This is a genomic window from Nocardia sp. NPDC060255 (assembly GCF_042727395.1).
Lineage (GTDB): Bacteria > Actinomycetota > Actinomycetes > Mycobacteriales > Mycobacteriaceae > Nocardia.
Genome location: NZ_JBHXAU010000017.1, coordinates 49,467 through 70,105, shown reverse-complemented (window position 1 = coordinate 70,105; position 20,639 = coordinate 49,467). Strand labels below are relative to the sequence as shown.

The window sequence follows — 20,639 nt, the reverse complement described above, 5'->3', positions numbered from 1 at the left end:
GGGGCCTGGACAAGGGAGGCCGGATGTCCCGCACAGACTCACGAGGGGACGGCAAGATGAGCATACGGACGCGGACCGTCGAGGCACCCGGGCGGATCGCCCGCCGGGTCCACGAATCCGAGCGGGTGAAATCGGGTGCCGCGCAACGGGCTTACGCCCGGCGTCGGACCCGTGCCGAAACCCGTTCGGACACACCCGATCTGCCGCGTCGGCAGCGATCGGCGATGGCCGGGCGCATTCCGTTCGTCGCGGCGATCATCGCGTTGCTCGGCTGCGGTCTCGCGCTCACCCTGCTGCTCACCACCCGCGCCGCGGAGGACAGCTACCAACTCGGCGACATCAGGGCGACCAACAAGCGGCTGGCCGACGAGCGCGCCGCCCTGCAGCGTGAAGTGGAGTCCGCGGATTCCGCGCCCGACCTGGCCGCCCGTGCCAGGGAACTGGGCATGATCCCGGCCAAGGACCCGGCCCGCATCGTGGTCGCTCCGGACGGCGCCGTGACGGTGATCGGTAAACCGACTCCGGCAGAGGGCCCCCCGGTGCCGCCGCTGAACGTCTCGCCCGCCGCTCCCGGCAGCGGGCCGGGAAACCCGCAGGCGGGCAACATCCAGGCCCGCGGTGAACGGGTGATGCCGGTGACCACCACACCGCCGCCACCCGCCCTGCCGTCCGCGCCGGGCAACGGTGCGCAGGCGAACGTTCAGGTGAACGCTGCTCCGGCGAGCCCGGTTCCGGCCAGCCCGGTTCCGGCGGCGCCCGCCGCGCCGCAGCAGGCCGACGTCGCGCACCCGCCCACCGATCTCGCGCAGGGGCAGGCGGAAACGGCACAGCCACAGGCACTTCCAGACGGAGGACAGCGGTGACGCAGACCAGGCCCGCCCCGCGCCAGCGACGCGGGCCTGGTCCAGGCAAGGCTGCCAGACCACGCTCCGCACCACCCAAGAAGGACCGGCCGCACCGCAGGCGACTCGGCGCGGGCCGGATCATCATGCTGATCGCGCTCGGCGTCGTCGCGCTGCAATTGCTGTGGATCCAAACCATCAACGCGCCAAGCCTTTCCGCGCAGGCGGCCACTCAGCGCAGCAACACCGAGGTCGACTACGCGGTGCGCGGCCCGCTCACCGACCGCAACGGCAAGTCGCTCGCGTACACCATCGCCGCGAAGCAGCTGAATTTCCAGCCGATCGTGGTGCGTAAGCAGCTGGCCGACGCGAAAGCCAAGAACGACAAGGCGCCCGACCCGGACGAGCGGCTGAAGGCCATCGCCAAGACCGTGCACGACAAGCTCGGCAAGGCGGGCCCCACGGAGTCGGACCTGCTCGCCAAGCTGCGCAGCGACGAAACGTTCGTGTACCTCGCGCGCGGCGTCGATCCGAGGATCGCCGCGGATATCCGCGCGCAGTATCCCGAGGTCGGCGCGGATTCCCAGTACCCGAGGGAGCATCCGGGCGGTTCATTGGCGGCCAACGTGCTCGGCGCCACCGGCTGGGACGGTCACGGCCAGGTCGGCCTCGAGTCGTCGCTCGACTCGGTGCTCGCGGGCACCGACGGTTCGCACACCTTCGACCGCGGCTCCGACGGCGCGGTCATTCCCGGCAGCTCGCGCGACAAGCAGGACGCCGTCAACGGCCACGGCGTGGAGTTGACCCTGGATTCGGACCTGCAGTACTACGTGCAACAGCAGGTGCAGCAGGCCAAGGAAATGTCCGGTGCCAACTCGGCTTCCGCGGTCGTGCTCGACGCCAAGACCGGTCAGGTGCTGTCGATGGCCAACGACAACACCTTCAATCCGCAACTGGGGCCGCAGAATTGGTCCGGCGCCGACCTGGACAATCCGTCGGTGTCCAACGTGTTCGAGCCCGGTTCGGTGAACAAGATCATCACCGCGGCCGCCGCGATCGAGTACGGCTTGACCAATCCCGATGAGGTGCACCAGGTTCCGGGCGAGATCCGGATGGCGGGCGTGACCGTGCACGACGCGTGGGTCCATGATGTGGCGCCGTACACCACCACCGGCATCTTCGGTAAGTCCTCCAACGTCGGCACCCTGATGCTGGCCCAGCGGGTCGGCGAGGATCGGTTCGCCGACATGGTGAATCGCTTCGGCCTCGGCCAGCGCACCGGCGTCGGACTGCCGGGCGAAAGCGCCGGTGTGGTGCCCGCCCGCGATCAGTGGTCGGGCGGCACCTTCGCCAACCTGCCGATCGGACAGGGTCTTTCGATGACCACGCTGCAGATGACCGGCATGTACCAGGCCATCGCCAACGACGGCGTGCGCATCCCGCCGCGGATCATCAAGGCGGAGATCGCGCCCGACGGCACCCGCACCGACGAGACCCAGCCCGACGGCGTGCGCGTGGTGAGTTCGCAGACCGCGGCGACGCTGCGCACCATGTTCCAGTCGGTGGTCCAGCGCGATCCGATGAGCTCGAACCAGAACGGCACCGGCTGGCCCGCCGCGATCGACGGCTACCAGATCGCAGGCAAGACCGGCACCGCGCAGAAGGTCGATCCCAACTGCGGGTGCTATTCGACCTCGTCGTTCTACATCACCTTCGCGGGCATCGCCCCGGCCGACAACCCGCGCTACGTCATCGGCCTGATGCTCGACAATCCCATCCGCAGCTCGGACGGCAGCGGCGGCCAGTCGGCCGCACCGCTGTTCCACAACATCGCCTCCTGGGCGTTGCAGCGCGACCGCATCCCGCCGTCGCCGGAGCCGTCCAAACGTTTCGTGCTCCAGGCGGACTGAATCCGTGCGGTGTGGGACTTACCGTAGGTGCGTTGCTGGGCCGTGACCGGCCGTCGGTAACCTGACTCGTCGTCCCAGTCCCGCCCGCATCAGAGAGGAGCAATGTGCCTGCGCAGTCCAGCCAGCACGCGCTCCGGCCCGCCCAACCGCCGGAAACCGCGCTGACCGCCGTGCTGGCGGCGACCAGTGCCGAGGCGACCGGACCCGCGCTCGCGCAGATCCACGTCACCGGCATCGAGCAGCGGTCGCAGGCCGTGCGGCCCGGTGACCTGTTCGCCGCGTTACCCGGCGCGCACGCGCACGGTGCCCGGTTCGCCGCGGATGCGGTCGAACGCGGTGCGGTCGCGGTGTTCACCGACGCGGCGGGTGCCGAGCTGGCCGGGGAGCTGACTGTTCCGGTGCTGGTGCGTGAGAATCCGCGGGCGGTGCTCGGCGAGTTGTCGGCGATGATCTACGGCAACCCCTGTGAGCGGCTGCGCATCGTCGGCATCACCGGTACCTCCGGCAAGACGACGACCTCTTATCTGGTGGAGGCCGGTCTGGCCGCGGCCGGGCTGTCGACGGCGCTGATCGGCACCATCGAGACCAGGATCGGGGGTCGTCGGGTGCCGAGCGCGCTGACCACGCCCGAGGCGCCGCAGCTGCACGCGATGTTCGCGCTGATGGTCGAGCAGGGCGTGGACGCGGTGGTGATGGAGGTGTCCAGCCACGCGCTGGCGCTGGGCCGGGTGGACGGTGTCCGTTTCGCGGTCGGTGCGTTCACCAACCTGTCGCAGGACCACCTGGATTTCCACGCCGACTTCGAGGACTACTTCGCCGCCAAGCGCAGGCTGTTCGAGCCGACGTCGCCGGTCGCCGCGCGGACCGCGGTGATCTGTATCGATGACGAGTGGGGCCGGCGCCTCGCGGACGGGCTCGACGGCCCGATCACGGTGTCCACCACCGGAACCGGTGCCTGGTCGCTGGACGGCCCGATCGCGGCGCACGGCGGCGAGCAGGAATTCACCGCGACCGGACCGAGCGGCAATATCGCTGTGCGACTGCGTCTTCCGGGGCGCTACAACGTGGCCAACGGGCTGCTCGCGGTCGCCGTGTGCGCCGCCGCCGGTGTCGAGGCCGCGGTCGCCGCGCCCGCCCTGGCCACCGTCGACGTGCCGGGCCGGATGCAGCGGGTGGAGCGCGGGCAGGACTTCCTCGCGATCGTCGACTACGCGCACAAGCCCGCCGCGCTGGAATCGGTGATCGCCACGCTGCGTGGACATCTCGCGGCGGACGCGCCGGAATCGCCGGGGCGCCTCGCCGTGGTGGTCGGGGCCGGTGGCGACCGGGACGCGGGTAAACGTCCGCTGATGGGCGCGGTAGCGGCCAAAGGCGCCGACCTGGTGATCATCACCGACGACAACCCGCGCAGCGAGGACCCGGCGCAGATCCGGGCGGCGATGCGGACCGGTGCGCTGGCGGAGGCTACCCGCGGTGAGGTGCGCGAGCTCGGCGACCGCGCCGAAGCCATTGCGGCGGCGGTGAATTGGGCTCAGCCCGGCGACGTGGTACTGGTTGCGGGCAAGGGGCACGAGGCAGGGCAGGAGATCCGGGGTGTGAAGCACCCCTTCGACGACCGCGACGTGCTCGCGGCGGCACTGGACAAGCGAAGTCCGCATAACGCGGACGCGGAGGACTTGACGGTTTCATGATCGAGATGACACTGCGGGAGATCGCGGACGTCGTCGGCGGCACGCTGCACGACGTTCCCGACCCGGAGGTGCGGGTGACCGGTTCGGTCGAATTCGATTCGCGCCGAATCGGTTCCGGTGATCTGTTCCTGGCGCTGCCCGGCGAGCGGTCCGACGGCCACGACTGGGCGGCCACGGCGGTCGCCGCCGGTGCGGTCGCGGTGCTGGCGGCGCGGCCGGTGGGCGTGCCCGCCATCGTCGTCACCCCCAGCCCCGGCTCGGTGCCGTCGACTTCCGTTGCGCTGGCCGGTGATTCGGACGGTTCGGGGGCCGCGGTGCTCGCCGCGCTCGCCGACCTGGCCCGCGCCAGTGTGCAACGTCTCACCGCGGCAGGCACTCTCACCGTGATCGGGGTGACCGGCTCGTCCGGCAAGACCTCGACCAAGGATCTGCTCGCGGCCGTGCTCGCGCCGCTGGGATCGGTGGTCGCCCCGCCGGGCTCGTTCAACAACGAACTCGGCCACCCATGGACCGCGTTGCGCGCCAACGCCGATACCCGTTTCCTGGTGCTCGAGATGTCCGCGCGCGGCCCCGGCCATATCGCGGCGCTCGCCGAGGTGGCGCCGCCGACCATCGGCGTGGTGCTCAACGTCGGCACCGCGCACCTCGGCGAGTTCGGCAGCCGCGAGGCCATCGCCAAGACCAAAGGCGAACTGGTGCAAGCGCTTCCCCCGTCCGGGCTGGCCGTGCTCAACGCCGACGACAACCAGGTCGCCGCGATGAGTTCGCGAACCACCGCCCGCGTGGTGACGGTCGGCCACTCCGACGGCGCCGACATCCGCGCCACCGATATCCGGCTCGACGACGAAGCACGCGCCGGATTCACCCTGCACACCCCCGTGGGCAGCATCCTGATCCAACTGGCCGTGCACGGCGAACATCAGGTCGGCAACGCCCTGTCCGCCGTTGCGGTCGCCCTCGAATGCGGGGCCGACCTCGACACCATCGCGCAATCCCTGTCCGAAGCCCACGCCGCGTCCGCCCGCCGCATGGACGTGCAAACCACCGCGGGCGGCGTGACCGTGATCAACGACTCGTACAACGCCAACCCGGATTCCGTCCGCGCCGCGCTCAAAGCCCTGGTCACCATGTCGCGCGCGGGCGAAACCCCGCGCCGCAGCTGGGCGGTGCTCGGCGAAATGGGTGAGCTCGGCGAAGAATCCGTGATCGAACACGACCGGATCGGCAGGCTCGCAGTGCGGTTGGACGTGCACCGGCTCATCGTGGTCGGCGACGGAAGGCCGTCCCGCGCGATGCATCAGGGAGCCGTGATGGAAGGCTCATGGGGCGAGGAGTCGATCCTCGTGCCCGACATCGGCGCGGCCATCGCGTTGCTCGACGACGAAGTCGAGGCGGGTGATGTGGTGCTGGTCAAGGCGTCGAAGTCGGTGGGCCTCTGGGAGGTCGCCGAACACTTGATCAAATCGGAGCCATCCAGCGGACTCACGGGAAGCACGGAGGCAATGGATTGAGACAGATTCTATTCGCGGCGGCGATAGCGCTCGCCGTGTCGATTCTGCTGACCCCGCTGCTGATCAAGATGTTCGCCAAGCAGGGCTTCGGCCAGGAGATCCGGGTCGACGGCCCGGCCAGTCACCAGGCCAAGCGCGGCACCCCCACCATGGGCGGCGTCGCCATCATCATCGGCATGTGGGCCGGCTACCTCGGCTCGCATCTGATCGGCATCGGCTATCGCGCGGACGGGCCGTCGGCCTCGGGCCTGCTGGTCCTCGGCCTGGCCACCGCGCTCGGCGGCGTCGGCTTCGTGGACGACTTCATCAAGATCCGCAAGCAGCGCAACCTCGGCCTGACCGCCGCGGGCAAGTACCTCGGCCAGCTCACCGCCGCCGTCGTGTTCGGCGTGCTCGCACTGCAGTTCCGCGGCGCGAGCGGGCTGACCCCGGCCAGCAGGCATCTGTCCTATGTACGCGACATCAGCACGGTGACGATGGGTGTCGTCGTGTTCCTGGTCTTCGTCTGCCTGGTGGTCGTCGCCTGGTCCAACGCGGTGAACCTCACCGACGGGCTGGACGGGCTCGCCGCGGGATCGATGAGCCTGGTGCTCGGCGGCTACGTGGTCATCACGTTCTGGCAGTACTACCACGCCTGCGAGATCAAGGCCGAGGTCGGCTGTTACAACGTGCGTGACCCGCTCGACCTGGCGCTGGTCTGCGCCGCGGGCGCCGCGGCGTGCGTCGGCTTCCTGTGGTGGAATGCCGCGCCCGCCAAGATTTTCATGGGTGATACCGGTTCGCTCGCGCTCGGCGGCATGCTGGCCGGACTGTCCATCACCACCCGGACCGAGCTGCTGATGATCGTCATCGGCGCCCTGTTCGTTGCCGAAACCCTGTCGGTCGTGCTGCAGGTGGCGGTGTACCGCACCACGCGCAACCGGCTGTTCAAGATGGCGCCGTTCCATCATCACTTCGAACTAAGCAAGTGGGCCGAGACTACGGTGATCATCAGGTTCTGGCTATTGGCCGCGATGGCTTCCGCCGTCGGGCTGGGTTTGTTCTACAGCGAATATCTCTCTGCGGTCGGGTGAACTAACGATGGTCGAACATTCTCCTCGGGCCCTGCGATCACCAGGGCCCATGCTCGAATTCCTGCGTGGCCGTGACGTTCTCGTCGCGGGCTGGGGCATATCGGGGCGCTCGCTGATCGAGCCGCTGCGCGATATCGGCGCGCGCCCGGTGGTCACCGACGGTGGCGCCGCGGCGCTGGCCGAGGCGGCCGGGCTCGGCCTGGACATCGCCACCTGCGTGGAACTGGAAACCACCGACTGGAGCCGGTTCGCGCTGGTGATCACCAGTCCGGGGTGGCGACCGGACTCACCGGTGCTCGCCGCGGCGGTCGCCGAGGGCACGCCGGTGTGGGGCGACGTCGAATTCGCCTGGTGGGTCGATCAAGCCAGGATCTACGGCCCGGTGCGCAAGTGGCTGGTGATCACCGGAACCAACGGCAAGACCACCACCACCCAGATGACGCACGCCATCCTGCGGGCCGCGGGCATCCCGAGCGTCGCGTGCGGCAATATCGGCCTGCCGATCCTGGATGCGTTGCGGCGCAACCCGGGACCGCAGGTGCTCGCCGTCGAGCTGTCCTCGTTCCAGCTGCACTGGGCGCCGTCGGTGCGTCCGGAGGCGGGCGTGGTGCTCAATGTGGCCGAGGATCACCTGGATTGGCACGGCGGCCTGGACGCGTACGCCGCCGCCAAGGCGCGGGCGCTGGTCGGCCGGGTCGGCGTGGTCGGGCTCGACGATCCGGTGGCCGCCTCGCTGGCCCGCCGCTCGAAAGCCCGTCGCACCGTTGGCTTCCGGATCGGCGTGCCCGCCGACGGTGAGCTCGGCGTGGTCGACGGCAAGCTGCTCGATCGCGCGTTCACCAAGGCCGCGATCCTGGCCGAGGTCGGCGACATCAGCCCGCCCGGGCCCGCCGGTGTCGCCGACGCGCTCGCCGCGTCCGCGCTCACCAGGGCCATCGACGTTGCGCCGCAGTTCATCCGGGAGGGGCTGATCGAGCACAAGGTCGGCCCGCACCGGTCCGCGTTCGTGCGCGAGGTCGGCGGCGTCGATTTCATCGACGACTCCAAGGCGACCAACCCGCATGCCGCGCGCACCGCGATCCTGGCGCATCAGCAGGTGGTCTGGGTGGCCGGTGGTCAGCTCAAGGGCGCGCACATCGAGGACCTGGTCGAAGAGGTCGCCGATCGGCTGGTCGCGGTGGTGCTGATCGGGGCGGACGCGCCGGTGTTCGCAGCCGCGTTGGCGCGACACGCGCCTGAGGTCCCGGTCATCGAGCTGATCGCGGGAGACGATGCAGGGATGGGTGACGCGTCGAGAGATAAGGCCGACGCCGTGATGGCGCGTGCCGTACAGGCCGCGGCCGGGTTCGCCCGACGCGGCGACGCCGTACTGCTCGCTCCCGCAGCGGCTTCGTTGGACATGTTCGCCGATTACACGCATCGGGGCCGCAGTTTCGCGGCGGCGGTGCACGCACTGGAAGACGGTGACGTCGGGCGGACGCTATGACGGAAACGACGCGGCGTAAGGAACAGCAACCCCGAGCCGGTGCCAGGTTCGTGGCCTGGCTGGCGCGGCCGCTCGCGTCGTTTCATCTCGTCGTCACCATCGCCACGTTGCTCACCGTGCTCGGCCTGGTGATGGTGCTGTCCGCATCGAGTGTCGAGGCGTATGCCGATGGGGGATCGGCGTATTCGCTGTTCATCCAGCAGGCGATGTTCGCGGCGATCGGCACCGTCTTGTTCTATCTCGCGCTGCGGATTCCGTTGCGCCGGTTGCGGCAGTGGTCGTTTCCGCTGTTCGTGCTGTCGGTGCTCGGGCTGGTGCTCGTGCTGGTTCCGGGTATCGGCTCCAAGGTGCAGGGTGCGCGGCGGTGGATCGACCTCGGCGTCTTCAACGTGCAGCCGTCGGAGATCGTGAAGGTCACGCTGGTCGTGTGGGGCGCGCATCTGCTGGCGTCGCGCCGCTCGGAACACGCGGGGCTGAAAGACATTCTGATGCCGCTGGTGCCGGCGGGTCTGCTGGTGTGTCTGCTCGTCGTGGTGGAGCCGAACCTGTCCACGACCATCGCGTTGGGCATGGTGATCGCGGCGCTGCTGTGGTTCGGCGGTTTGCCGCTGCGGCTGTTCGTGACGGTTGCGGTATCCGGCCTGGTCGCGGCGACGGTGCTCGCCTTGTCGGCGGGTTATCGATCCGATCGCATGCGCGCGTTCTTCAACCCCGGCGACGACCCGCAGGGCATGGGTTATCAAGCGCGCCAAGCGCTCTACTCGCTCGCCGACGGCGGCATCTGGGGCCGCGGCCTCGGGCAGAGCCGGGCCAAGTGGAGCTACCTGCCCAACTCGCACAACGACTTCATCTTCGCCATCATCGGCGAGGAGCTCGGCTTCCTCGGCTGCGCCCTGGTGCTGGGACTGTTCGCGCTGTTCGTCTACACCGGAATCCGCATCGCCAGCCGCTCGGTCGATCCGTTCCTGCGGCTGCTCACCGCCACCGCGACGACGTGGATCACCGGCCAGGCGCTGATCAACATCGGCTACGTGGTCGGCCTGCTGCCGGTCACCGGCCTGCAGCTGCCGCTGGTGTCGGCGGGCGGTTCGTCGCTGGCCATCACCCTGTTCATGTTCGGCATCATCGCCAACGCGGCCAGGCACGAACCGGAGGCCGTCTCCGCGCTGCATGCCGGGCAAGACGGTAGGTTCAGTAAGTTGCTGCGGCTGCCCAAGCCGGAGGTGTACTCGCCGGCGCGGGCCAGTGCCGCGCGGGCGAAGTCCGCCCAGCGAAAGGCGCCGCGGCCGGGCAAACAAGTCCTGCCCGCGCGGCGGCCGCAGCCGGAGCCGGGACGACGCCGCTCGCCGGAGAGTCGCGGCACCAGCTCGCTGCGGGCCACCAGAGCGTGGGAACCCAGCTACCCGGTCAACCACACAAGAGAACGAGGAAAATCTAGGTGATCTCGGTAATCGTCGCAGGCGGCGGCACGGCGGGCCATATCGAACCCGCCCTCGCGGTGGCGGACGCGCTGCGGCGGCTCGACGATTCGATCCGGGTGACCGCACTGGGCACCGAGCGCGGCCTGGAGACCAAGCTGGTTCCGGAGCGCGGCTATCCGCTCGAACTCATCCCGCCGGTGCCGTTGCCGCGTAAGCCGACTGCGGATCTGCTGCGGCTGCCCGGCCGGGTGCGCGCCTCGGTGGCGCGGACCAGGGCGGTGATCGACGCGGTCGAGGCCGATGTGATCGTCGGCTTCGGCGGATATGTGGCGCTGCCCGCGTACCTGGCCGCCGGGCCCGGTCTGCTGCGGCGCAGGCGCGCGGTGCCGGTGGTGGTGCACGAGGCGAACGCCAAGGCCGGGATCGCGAACAAGGTCGGCGCGCGCCGGGCCGCGCGAGTGCTTGCCGCGGTACCGGATTCGGGGCTGGCGGGAGCGCAGGTCGTCGGCATTCCGGTTCGCGCCGCGATCACCACGCTCGATCGGGCCGCGCTGCGGGCCGAGGCGCGGGCGCACTTCGGGCTGCCCGCCGAGGGGCCGGTGCTGCTGGTGTTCGGCGGATCGCAGGGTGCGGTCAGCTTGAACGACGCGGTGTCAGGTGCCGCGACGCAACTCGCGGCTGCGGGTATCTCGGTACTGCACGCGCATGGACCGAAGAACACCCTTGATGTCGCCGAGAGTGGCGCGACCGCACCGTATGTCGCGGTGCCGTATCTTTCCCGGATGGACCTCGCCTACGCCGCCGCCGACGCGGTGGTCTGCCGGTCGGGTGCGATGACCGTCGCCGAGGTGTCGGCGGTCGGGCTACCCGCCTTCTATGTGCCGCTCGCGCACGGCAACGGCGAGCAGGAACTCAATGCCAGGCCCGTCGTCCGGCAGGGCGGGGGCAGAATTGTCCCGGATTCGGAGCTGACGCCGAAATACGTGATCGATGAGGTGATTCCGCTGCTCATGGACTCCGCGCGGCTGATCGAGATGGGTCGTGCCGCGGCCAGTGCCGGGCATCGCGACGCCGCTGACGCGGTGGCGCGGATCGTGTTGGAGGTTGCACGGTGAGCGAGCGTCAGCGAGCGAACCAAAGACACAGCCTGCCTCAGGCACGGCGGAACCGAGCGTCAGCGAGGTGGAGCCGTGGCTGACGAGGATCTCTCGGCTTTGCCGCCGTCGCTGGCGCGGGTGCACATGGTGGGTATCGGTGGTGCGGGTATGTCCGGCATCGCGCGGATCCTGCTGTCCCGTGGTGGTGCCGTGTCCGGTTCGGATGCCAAGGAGAGTCGCGGCGTGCTCGCGTTGCGGGCGCGCGGCGCGCAGGTGCGCATCGGTCACGACGCCAGCGCCCTCGATCTGCTGCCGGGCGGGCCGACCGTGGTGGTCACCACCTACGCGGCCATCCCGAAGACCAATCCCGAACTGATGGAAGCGAATCGGCGCGACATCCCGGTGCTGCTGCGGCCCGCCGTGCTCGCGTCGCTGATGCAGGGACATCGCACCCTGCTGGTTTCGGGCACGCACGGTAAGACCTCGACCACCTCGATGCTCATTGTGTCGTTGCAGCACTGCGGCTTCGACCCGTCCTTCGCGGTCGGCGGCGAGTTGAACGAGGCGGGCACCAACGCGCACCACGGCACCGGGGACATCTTCGTCGCCGAGGCCGACGAGAGCGACGGGTCGCTGCTGCAGTACGACCCGGATGTCGCGGTGGTCACCAACATCGAGTCCGATCATCTGGACTACTTCGGCACCGACGAGGCCTACGTCCAGGTCTTCGACGACTTCGCCGACCGGCTCGCCGAAGGTGGGCTGCTGGTGGTCTGTTTGGACGACCCGGGTTCGTTCGCACTGGCCGAACGGGTCGGCGACAAGTTGGCCGCCAAGAACATTCGGGTCCTGGGTTACGGCTCCGGTGAACTCGCCGACGCGCCGGTGCCGGTCGGCGTGCGGCTGCACAGCTGGGAGCCGCGGGATGTCGGCGGCATCGCCCAGTTCCAGCTCGACGACGAAGCGACGCCGCGCACGCTGCGGTTGTCGGTACCGGGCAGGCACATGGCGTTGAACGCGCTGGCCGCGCTGCTGGCCGCCCGCGCGACGGGGGCCGACGTGGACGAAATCATCCAGGGTCTGGAGGGTTTCGGTGGCGTGCATCGCCGGTTCCAGTTCGCGGGCCGGGAGAACGGGGTGCGTGTCTTCGACGATTACGCGCACCATCCGACCGAGGTGCGGGCCGTGCTCGGCGCCGCCGCCGAGCTGGTGCAACAGGAGGCGCGCGACGGCGCGCGCTCGCGGCAGGGCCGGGTGATCGTGGTCTTCCAACCGCATCTGTACAGCCGCACCGCGACTTTCGCGCAGGACTTCGGTGCCGCGCTGAGTCTCGCGGACGAGGTTGTCGTGCTCGATGTGTACGGCGCGCGGGAGAAGCCGCTGCCCGGGGTGAACGGCGCGCTGGTCGCCCAGTCGGTCACCAAACCGGTGCACTACCAGCCGGATATGTCGCGGGTCGGCCGTCAGGTGGCCAAGCTCGCGCTGCCCGGTGACGTCGTGATCACCATGGGGGCGGGCGATGTGACCATGCTCGGCAGCCAGATCCTCGACGGTTTACGGGCGCGTCCACAGTACGGGCGGTGAGGCCTTGACACGAGGCGGAGCGGTGCGCGAGCGGCGTTTCGGCGCGGCGCGGTCGGTGGGTGCGCGACTCGGCCCGAACGGGTGGCGGCGGGTTCGGCTGTGGGGATTGCTGGGCGTGTGCGTTCTTGCAATCGTCGGTGCCGTCGCGTGGTTCACGCCGGTGCTCTCGGTGCGCACCGTCAAGATCGAGGGCGTGGTGGCGGTGCCCGAGCAGCAGGTGCGCGAACTGCTCGAAATCCCGTCCGGGCGCTCGATGTTGCGCATCGACACCACCGTGATCGCGCGTCGGGTGGCGAGCATTCCGAAGGTGCGCTCGGCGCGGGTGCAGCGAGTCTTCCCGTCGACGGTGCGGGTGACCGTGGTCGAGCGGACTCCGGTGCTGTTCTTCGACAGTCCGCAGGGTGCGCATCTGCTCGACGCCGAGAGCGTGGAGTTCGCGATCGAGGACGCGCCGATCGGCGTGCCCAAGTTGATCACCGATCGTCCGGCCAGTGACGCGCCCGTGACCAGGGCCGCGGTCGCGGTGCTCGCCGCGCTACCGCCGGGGCTGGTGGTTCAGGTGGACGAGGTTGTGGCGCGGTCCATTTCGGATGTTTCGTTGAATCTGAAGGACGGGCGCACGGTACTCTGGGGCGGGACGAACGACGCCGAACGCAAGTCGGCCGTCGTGCTCCCGCTGCTGACCCGCCCCGGAACGGTGTTCGATGTGTCGAGTCCCAACCTGGTCACGGTAAAGTGAGCGATACCCATTGCGCCCGCGTCGAATTGCAGTATTCGACGGGTGGCGTTCGCAGACCCTCCATAGTCGCGCGAGCTGCCGCTTCCGGGCCTGACGCTCACGCCACCGGCCCTCGCGCCGGCTACCGAGCGCCGGGGGGCAACCGTTCACCATACGTCGTGCGGCGCTGCGAGACGAGAGGGATCACACAAGATTCTGTCTTTCGTTTCGGCGCGCCTGCGCGCGTATTGCGGCGGCGGCGAATAGCGTTCCGCAGCAGTCGGATACTTGACATAACGCTAACCCTATGGTTGAGGTTTAGGGTTTGCCCGGGCGGCGGTTCGCTGAGTGAAGCCGCTCAGGCGAAACCGGCGAAGTGTCTCGAATCCGAAAACGACAGGCTTTAGATCGAAGGAAGGCGAGAGCCCATGACGCCCCCGCACAACTACCTTGCAGTGATCAAGGTCGTCGGTATCGGCGGCGGCGGTGTGAATGCCGTCAACCGGATGATCGAACAGGGCCTCAAAGGTGTCGAGTTCATCGCGGTCAACACCGACGCGCAGGCCCTGCTGATGAGCGATGCCGACGTGAAGCTCGACGTCGGCCGCGAACTCACCCGTGGCCTCGGCGCCGGCGCCGATCCCGAGGTCGGCCGCCGCGCGGCCGAGGACCACAAGGACGAGATCGAAGAGGTGCTCAAGGGCGCCGACATGGTCTTCGTCACCGCGGGCGAGGGCGGTGGCACCGGTACCGGTGGTGCCCCGGTCGTCGCCCAGATCGCGCGCAAGCTCGGCGCGTTGACCATCGGCGTCGTCACCCGCCCGTTCTCCTTCGAGGGCAAGCGGCGCGGCGGCCAGGCCGAGACGGGCATCGGCCAGCTGCGCGAGTCCTGCGACACGCTCATCGTGATCCCGAACGACCGGCTGCTACAGCTCGGCGACGCGGCGGTGAGCCTGATGGACGCGTTCCGCTCGGCGGACGAGGTGCTGCTCAACGGTGTGCAAGGCATCACCGACCTGATCACCACCCCCGGCCTGATCAACGTCGACTTCGCCGACGTCAAGAGCGTGATGTCCGGTGCGGGCAGCGCGCTGATGGGCATCGGTTCGGCGCGCGGCGAGGGCCGTTCGGTGAAGGCGGCCGAGTCAGCGATCAACTCGCCGCTGCTGGAGGCGTCCATGGACGGCGCGCACGGCGTGCTGCTGTCCATCGCGGGCGGCTCCGACCTCGGCCTATTCGAGATCAACGAGGCCGCGTCGCTGGTCCAGGAGGCCGCGCACATCGAGGCCAACATCATCTTCGGCACGGTGATCGACGACTCGCTCGGCGACGAAGTGCGAGTCACCGTGATCGCAGCGGGTTTTGACGGTGGAGGACCCGCCCGGCGTACCTTCGAGACCACCCGGTCGGGCACCATCGGACCGGCTCGCGCAGGCGAGCTCGGCCAGAACCGTCCCGCCGAGGTAGCGGCACGCAGCACCGACGTAGCCGCCGCCACCGCAAGCTCCACCCGCGGCGCCGTTCCGAGCTACCGCGAAACCGAAAAGGCCCGAATGGACCCGACGCTGGCCCAAACCCGCGCCCACATCGAACCCCCCGACGACGATGACGACGACGTCGACGTCCCCTCCTTCATGCGAAGGTGACAGCTCAAGCTGAACCGCGAAGGCCCTGACCCCAACCGGGATCAGGGCCTTCGCGCCTTCGCGCCGCCTCCCAGATCTGCACCCCATCTCGGGATCTACGCCCCTCTAGGCGCCGAGAGCGAGCACAGGTCCCAAGACACGGTGCGCATTCCGCCGACAATGACCCCCCAGCCAAATCTGCACCCTCACTCGGGATCTGCACTCGCAATAGGGCCCTATTCCGAGTGCAGATCCCAAGTGAGGGTGCAGATTTCGCCGACAGCACCACCCCGGGCCCCGTTGACCGTGCAACCACAGACCCCTCCGTCAGCCGTACAGACTTTCCGTACGCCTCACACCCGCTATACCTGCTGTGAGGCGTACGGAAAGTCTGTACGTCCGGAACACGGGTGCGCATCGGAGCCCCCGCGCCCCGCAAACCGCCCCACGACACTCTCTTCGTCCTAAGCGCTCGAGAACAGCACCACAGCCAGTCCTCCCGCTCCCAACCGCACCTTTATTACCCAGGCCGCGGTAGAGCAGGTCGGGTACCCCACCTGACGCGCCCAGCACTACTCCGGTCATCCGATGAACCAGTCGACAACCCCAGGACAGCACACCACCGGAGTTCTCTGTGCGTACACCAACCCGGACCAGTACACAAAGAGACCCCCGGAAAGGTGGACCTATCCGGGCAAGTGCTTCTTAGGACTCCAGGCGATGACCTGTCCATAGAAGCTGAAGACCTATCCACGTTTTCTTGTGAGTAGTGCTGGGCACGTCGTGTGCCGTACCCGGCTTTAGGTGTGCGTCAGGCGCGCGATGTCACGTTCTGGAGGTGGTCACCTGGCTGTGGTGGCGTTTCGAGAGCTCGAAAACCAGCGAATCTCGGCTCCCGGGGGTGGTGAAGCTACCGCCGCGCTCCCGCTGTGTCAGCCTCACACCCAGTACAGACGGTGTTCGGCTCACACAGTGGGTGTACGGATAGGTCTCACGTGGCGATCGGGTTGTGGTTGGGTCCCAAGCGCTTTGGACACGAGGGGATCGTGACGGTTGGGCCGGTTAGGGCGTCGATCAGCCCTGCGAACGTGGCTCCCCGGCGGTATCGCTGAAGATCTGCACTCTCACTCGGGACATGCACTCGGAATAGGGCCCTAAAGCCAGTGCAGGTCCCGAGTTAGGGTGCAGATTCTGCTGCCGGGGGTCCGGGGTCGCTGGTGTTCGATGCGTGCCCTTTGTGGTGGCCGATCACCCTTTCCGTGAGCCTCACACCCGGGCGTATAGGGGGTGTCCGGCTCGGGGGAAGGGTGATCGGGTGTGGTGTAAGCCTCGGCTGGTGGGTCGTCGGGGGTTCGGGGCGCTACTAGGCTCGTTGACATGACTTCTGCCCCTACGCTGACTGTTCGACGAGTGACGACGACTAGGGCGGGTGGGTTTTCGGCTCCGCCGTATGAGTCGTTCAATTTGGGCGATCATGTGGGGGATGATCCGGGGGCGGTGCGGCGCAACAGGGATCGGCTGGCTGAGGGGATTGGGCTTACGCCGGATCGGCTTGTGTGGATGGAACAGATTCATGGGCGGAATGTCGAGATCGTCGATGGGGCTCGGGATGCGCCGGTGCCTGCTACCGATGCGCTTGTGACGAACGTTCCTGGGCTTGCGCTGGTGGTGTTGACTGCTGACTGTGTGCCGATTTTGTTGTCCGATGATGAGGCGGGAGTTATCGCTGCCGTGCATGCGGGACGGATCGGGGCTCGGATCGGGATTGTGCCTCGGGTGCTCGAGGCGATGGTGTCCATTGGTGCGCGGGTTGATCGGATCGGCGCGTTCCTCGGGCCTGCCGCGTCGGGGCGTCAGTACGAAGTGCCTGCGGCGATGCAGGCCGATGTGGAGAAGCATCTGCCGGGTAGTGCTTCGACCACCGTGCGCAAGACGCCTTCGCTCGACCTGCGTGCCGGAATCACCAGGCAGCTCATCGAAGCCGGCGTCAACGGTGTCGCCGTCGATCCGCGCTGCACCATCGAAGATCGCACCCTGTTCAGCCATCGTCGTGGTGCACCGACCGGTCGGCTCGGCAGCGTGATCTGGGCGGAGGTGCGGTAGTGACCAATCCGGAAGCTGTTGCGCCGCAAGTCGACGCGCGGACCGCCGAGCTGGCCACCAATCTCGCCGCGCTGCTGCAGCGGGTCGACGCGGCCTGTCTCGCGGCGGGGCGCAAACCGGACTCGGTGCGTCTACTCCCCGTGACGAAGTTTTTTCCCGTCGAGGACGTGGCGATCCTCTATCGCCTCGGTCGGCGCGAGTTCGGCGAATCGCGCGAGCAGGAGGCCACCGCAAAGGTGGCAGCCCTGCCAACTTTGGTCGGGCAGCCACATTCGGTAGGGCAGAACGCCGACAGTGACGAAGACCTCCCGGATGTGCAGTGGCACATGATCGGACGCTTGCAGCGCAACAAAGCACGGGTCGTCGCGCGCTGGGCGCACGCCGTGCACTCGGTCGACAGCGAACGGCTGGCAACGGCTCTTGACGCGGGTGCGCGGACCGCGTTGGACGCGGGGGAGCGGGCCGAGCCGGTGCGCGTCCTACTGCAGGTGAGCCTGGATGACGACCCGTCGCGCGGCGGTGTCGCACCCGAGGAATTGGCGCGCCTCGCGGAACATGTTGCGGGGTCTACCGGATTACGACTGTCCGGTCTGATGGCCATTCCGCCATTGGGGGCCGAGTCTGATGCGGCATTTGCACGACTTGCGACATTGCACACCATGCTGCTTGCCGAGCATCCCGCTGCGACAGAACTTTCCGCCGGAATGTCCGGCGATCTGGAAACCGCCATCGAACACGGCTCCACGTGTGTGCGTGTCGGTACCGCCTTGATGGGCGCTCGACCGATAACCTCGGCGTAGCAAAGAAACCTCATCAGTCACATTCGACACATATGCTTGAGGCAGACGAGGGCTGAGCAAGACTTCAACACCCGGCCGCCACCGGGGCCGAAGGAAGGTCGACCAATATGAGCGAGCGCAGCGAGCGAGTTCTCGACGCAGCCACCATCGTGGTCATGACTGCGCCGAGCGTCAGCGGGGTCAGGTCATGAGCGAGCGCAGCGAGCGGCCAATGGACGCAGCCACCCTCGTGGTCATGGCTGCGCCGAGCGTCAGCGAGGCGAAGTCATGAGCACGCTGCATAAGTTCAAGGCGTACTTCGGCATGGTTCCTCTGGAGGATTACGAAGACGACTACGTGGACGATCGCGCCCCTCGGGGTAGTGACGATCGTGTCGCGCGTCGCCCTCGGCCCCGTGACTACCCCGAACGCGACGGCTACGCCGCCGATCGCTACGCCGAAGACCGTTACGGCGCAGATCATTACGCCGCCGATGGATTCGAACGCGAGGACGCCGGGTACCCGGAGCCTGCGTACAAGTCGCCGTACAAGGCCGGATACCCCGTCTCCCGCCGCGACGAGTACGCCGACGAGCCGTACGGCGAGGACCGCTACGAGACGCAGCGCCGTCCCACCCGCATCGAGACCGCGCCGTCGTCCGGCCGGTTCCGGGCGGGCGGCACCGCGCCGCCGCTGCGTGGCACCACCCGTGGCGCGCTCGCCGTCGATCCCGACGCCGAGGAGCGCAGGCTCGAGGAGCGCGTGCGCCCCGAGCCGGCGCCCGCGCGCAGGCCAGGGATCTTCGAGGACGGAGGCCCCTTGTCCAAGATCACGACACTGCGCCCGCGCGACTACAGCGAGGCCAGGATCATCGGCGAGCGGTTCCGTGAGGGCAACCCGGTGATCATGGACCTGGTCGATCTGAGCAACGCCGACGCCAAGCGCCTCGTCGACTTCGCCGCCGGACTCGCGTTCGCGCTGCGTGGCTCGTTCGACAAGGTTGCTACGAAGGTGTTCCTCCTCTCACCGGCCGATGTCGACGTATCAGCCGAGGAACGCCGACGCATCGCCGAAACCGGCTTCTACAACCAGAAATAAGGTCGTGATCTGGGGGGTGTTGCGGACCGGTCGCAGGTGGGGCGGCGCGGTCATTTTGCGCAAAGCGGATTTTGCGGCAGAGTGAAGTCGTGGCCTTGTTCGCGGTGCTGTACTTCGTACTGTTCATCTTCTGGCTGTTGCTGATCAGCCGGGTGATCGTCGAGTTCATCCGAAGCTTCGCTCGTGACTGGCGCCCTACCGGTGTCGTGGTCATCATCCTGGAGGTGATCTTCACGATCACCGACCCTCCGGTGAAACTCCTGAGGCGGTTGATACCACCGGTGTCACTGGGAGGAATTCGCCTGGATCTGTCGATTATGGTCTTGCTTTTCATCGTCTTCATCTTGATGTCGATCGTGGGCAGGCTCGGGCAACCGGTAGCCCCGGTGTGACAGAATGGGCCGTGAAGTAGCTTGCTAGATCTGCTAGATCTCCAAAAGACGCGTGAAGGGATCCTTCCATGCCGCTGACTCCAGCCGATGTGCACAACGTCGCGTTCAGCAAACCGCCGATCGGGAAGCGCGGCTACAACGAGGATGAAGTCGACGCCTTCCTGGATCTCGTCGAGCAGGAACTCTCGCGTCTGATCGAGGAAAACGCCGATCTGCGTCAGCGGGTCGCCGAACTCGACGCGGAACTGGCCGATGCCAAAAAGAATCGTGGCCCGGTCGGCCCGAACAACGTGAAAGCGCCTGTCCAGCAGGCCCCGCCGCCGCCTCCGGAGCCGATCAAGCCGCCGGTGCAGCAGGCCCCGCCTGCCCCGATGCCCGCGCCGCCGGCCCCGAAGGAGCCGCCGAGTGCGGACGCGAACCTGCAGGCCGCCAAGGTGCTCAGCCTCGCCCAGGAGATGGCGGACCGGCTGACCAGCGACGCGAAGGTCGAAGCGGAAAACCTGCTGTCGAACGCCAGGGCAAACTCCGAGCGTCTCGTCGGCGATGCCAGGACCCGGTCCGAGGCGATGATCGCCGACGCTCGCCAGAAGGCCGACGCGATGCTGTCGGACGCGCAGTCCCGTTCGGACAACCAGCTGCGTCAGGCCAAGGAAAAGGCCGATGCACTGCAGGCCGACGCCGAGCGCAAGCACACCGAGATCATGGCCACCATCACCCAGCAGCGCAGCGTGCTGGAGAGCCGGATCGAGCAGCTCAAGACCTTCGAGCGGGAGTACCGGGTGCGGCTGAAGTCCTACCTGGAGTCGCAGCTCGAAGAGCTGGAGAACCGTGGCTCCGCGGTGCCGGTCGACGGTGGCGAGGCCTTCGCCGACGCCAACACGGCCAACAACCTGCAGCCCGCCACGTTCGCCAAGGGTGGCAAGTAAGCCGCTCACACCGAGCACACCGCAGTTCACACAACTAAGGGAACTGTCGAGCCGCCTGGCATGGCTCGATTTACCCACCCCGTCGGCTTCGCCTCCTCGCCAACCCCCGGGGGGTCACCATGCTCGTGTTGACGCTTGTCCTTGCCGCCGTCGGATTCGCACTACTGGTAGCCGCGCTGACCACCGGATCGGTGATCTGGGCGTGGGGCTGCATCGTGGTGTGCGTGCTCGGTGCGGTGCTCTTGCTGGTCAGTGCCCTGTCTATGCGTAAGCCGGACGAAGATTCCGCTCCGCCGCCGGGCCGCCACGCGAAACGCTAGGTGGGCCGTAAACAGGTTTGACCGCACTGGCTAGAATCAAACATGAACATGGCGTTGATCCGG

17 protein-coding genes are annotated in these 20,639 nt (G+C 68.0%); all 17 read left to right on the top strand.

What is annotated here, in order from left to right; genetic code table 11:
• Nucleotides 1–56 precede the first annotated feature (56 nt).
• A complete protein-coding gene (locus ACFWF1_RS27850) occupies nucleotides 57–863 on the top strand; it encodes a hypothetical protein (protein WP_379287113.1) in 807 nt (268 codons plus the stop codon).
• Entirely contained in the window at nucleotides 860–2,752 is a 1,893-nt protein-coding gene (locus ACFWF1_RS27845) for a peptidoglycan D,D-transpeptidase FtsI family protein (RefSeq protein WP_379287114.1), read from the top strand. Before ACFWF1_RS27850 ends, ACFWF1_RS27845 begins: the two co-directional genes overlap by 4 nt.
• Before the next feature lie 104 nt (nucleotides 2,753–2,856).
• Nucleotides 2,857–4,443, top strand: a complete 1,587-nt coding sequence (locus ACFWF1_RS27840) for a UDP-N-acetylmuramoyl-L-alanyl-D-glutamate--2,6-diaminopimelate ligase (RefSeq protein WP_379287116.1) — start codon at nucleotides 2,857–2,859, stop codon at nucleotides 4,441–4,443.
• The gene (gene murF / locus ACFWF1_RS27835; RefSeq protein ID WP_379287117.1) at nucleotides 4,440–5,954 is read left to right on the top strand and encodes a UDP-N-acetylmuramoyl-tripeptide--D-alanyl-D-alanine ligase; all 1,515 of its coding nucleotides are present in this window, start codon (nucleotides 4,440–4,442) and stop codon (nucleotides 5,952–5,954) included. Before ACFWF1_RS27840 ends, murF begins: the two co-directional genes overlap by 4 nt.
• Nucleotides 5,951–7,027, top strand: coding sequence for a phospho-N-acetylmuramoyl-pentapeptide-transferase (mraY, locus tag ACFWF1_RS27830; protein ID WP_150406558.1), 1,077 nt, complete (start codon nucleotides 5,951–5,953; stop codon nucleotides 7,025–7,027). The genes murF and mraY overlap by 4 nt, the downstream gene beginning before the upstream one ends.
• Before the next feature lie 49 nt (nucleotides 7,028–7,076).
• Nucleotides 7,077–8,513 (top strand): UDP-N-acetylmuramoyl-L-alanine--D-glutamate ligase, encoded by a 1,437-nt coding sequence (murD, locus tag ACFWF1_RS27825; protein ID WP_379287119.1) that lies wholly within the window; start codon nucleotides 7,077–7,079, stop codon nucleotides 8,511–8,513.
• On the top strand, nucleotides 8,510–9,955 hold the full coding sequence (gene ftsW, locus ACFWF1_RS27820; RefSeq protein WP_379287121.1) for a putative lipid II flippase FtsW: 1,446 nt from the start codon (nucleotides 8,510–8,512) through the stop codon (nucleotides 9,953–9,955). Before murD ends, ftsW begins: the two co-directional genes overlap by 4 nt.
• Nucleotides 9,952–11,049: an undecaprenyldiphospho-muramoylpentapeptide beta-N-acetylglucosaminyltransferase gene (gene murG / locus ACFWF1_RS27815; RefSeq protein ID WP_379287123.1), complete on the top strand. Its 1,098-nt coding sequence runs from the start codon at nucleotides 9,952–9,954 to the stop codon at nucleotides 11,047–11,049. Before ftsW ends, murG begins: the two co-directional genes overlap by 4 nt.
• Before the next feature lie 126 nt (nucleotides 11,050–11,175).
• A complete protein-coding gene (murC, locus tag ACFWF1_RS27810; RefSeq protein ID WP_379287221.1) occupies nucleotides 11,176–12,615 on the top strand; it encodes a UDP-N-acetylmuramate--L-alanine ligase in 1,440 nt (479 codons plus the stop codon).
• A gap of 4 nt (nucleotides 12,616–12,619) precedes the next feature.
• Entirely contained in the window at nucleotides 12,620–13,354 is a 735-nt protein-coding gene (locus ACFWF1_RS27805; protein WP_379287124.1) for a cell division protein FtsQ/DivIB, read from the top strand.
• A 407-nt stretch (nucleotides 13,355–13,761) separates the two neighbouring features.
• Nucleotides 13,762–14,979: a cell division protein FtsZ gene (ftsZ, locus tag ACFWF1_RS27800; protein WP_379287126.1), complete on the top strand. Its 1,218-nt coding sequence runs from the start codon at nucleotides 13,762–13,764 to the stop codon at nucleotides 14,977–14,979.
• A 1,356-nt stretch (nucleotides 14,980–16,335) separates the two neighbouring features.
• Nucleotides 16,336–17,061: a peptidoglycan editing factor PgeF gene (pgeF, locus tag ACFWF1_RS27795; RefSeq protein ID WP_379287128.1), complete on the top strand. Its 726-nt coding sequence runs from the start codon at nucleotides 16,336–16,338 to the stop codon at nucleotides 17,059–17,061.
• The gene (locus ACFWF1_RS27790) at nucleotides 17,061–17,861 is read left to right on the top strand and encodes a YggS family pyridoxal phosphate-dependent enzyme (protein WP_379287130.1); all 801 of its coding nucleotides are present in this window, start codon (nucleotides 17,061–17,063) and stop codon (nucleotides 17,859–17,861) included. Before pgeF ends, ACFWF1_RS27790 begins: the two co-directional genes overlap by 1 nt.
• Nucleotides 17,862–18,128: 267 nt before the next feature.
• Nucleotides 18,129–18,938, top strand: a complete 810-nt coding sequence (locus ACFWF1_RS27785; RefSeq protein ID WP_379287132.1) for a cell division protein SepF — start codon at nucleotides 18,129–18,131, stop codon at nucleotides 18,936–18,938.
• An 89-nt stretch (nucleotides 18,939–19,027) separates the two neighbouring features.
• A complete protein-coding gene (locus tag ACFWF1_RS27780; protein ID WP_014983168.1) occupies nucleotides 19,028–19,330 on the top strand; it encodes a YggT family protein in 303 nt (100 codons plus the stop codon).
• Nucleotides 19,331–19,398: 68 nt separating this feature from the next.
• Nucleotides 19,399–20,256, top strand: a complete 858-nt coding sequence (locus ACFWF1_RS27775; protein ID WP_379287134.1) for a DivIVA domain-containing protein — start codon at nucleotides 19,399–19,401, stop codon at nucleotides 20,254–20,256.
• Nucleotides 20,257–20,375: 119 nt separating this feature from the next.
• Complete coding sequence (locus ACFWF1_RS27770) at nucleotides 20,376–20,576, top strand: hypothetical protein (protein ID WP_357391202.1); 201 nt, start codon at nucleotides 20,376–20,378, stop codon at nucleotides 20,574–20,576.
• The last annotated feature ends 63 nt before the right edge of the window (nucleotides 20,577–20,639 follow it).

Bases quoted from the DNA above. Each gene is read 5' to 3' on its own strand.
- ACFWF1_RS27775 (WP_379287134.1), top strand. From the start codon at position 19,399: ATGCCGCTGACTCCAGCCGATGTGCACAACGTCGCGTTCAGCAAACCG.
- ACFWF1_RS27850 (WP_379287113.1), top strand. From the start codon at position 57: ATGAGCATACGGACGCGGACCGTCGAGGCACCCGGGCGGATCGCCCGC.
- murC (WP_379287221.1), top strand. From the start codon at position 11,176: ATGGTGGGTATCGGTGGTGCGGGTATGTCCGGCATCGCGCGGATCCTG.
- murF (WP_379287117.1), top strand. From the start codon at position 4,440: ATGATCGAGATGACACTGCGGGAGATCGCGGACGTCGTCGGCGGCACG.
- ACFWF1_RS27770 (WP_357391202.1), top strand. From the start codon at position 20,376: ATGCTCGTGTTGACGCTTGTCCTTGCCGCCGTCGGATTCGCACTACTG.
- ftsW (WP_379287121.1), top strand. From the start codon at position 8,510: ATGACGGAAACGACGCGGCGTAAGGAACAGCAACCCCGAGCCGGTGCC.
- pgeF (WP_379287128.1), top strand. From the start codon at position 16,336: ATGACTTCTGCCCCTACGCTGACTGTTCGACGAGTGACGACGACTAGG.
- ftsZ (WP_379287126.1), top strand. From the start codon at position 13,762: ATGACGCCCCCGCACAACTACCTTGCAGTGATCAAGGTCGTCGGTATC.
- ACFWF1_RS27785 (WP_379287132.1), top strand. From the start codon at position 18,129: ATGAGCACGCTGCATAAGTTCAAGGCGTACTTCGGCATGGTTCCTCTG.
- murD (WP_379287119.1), top strand. From the start codon at position 7,077: ATGCTCGAATTCCTGCGTGGCCGTGACGTTCTCGTCGCGGGCTGGGGC.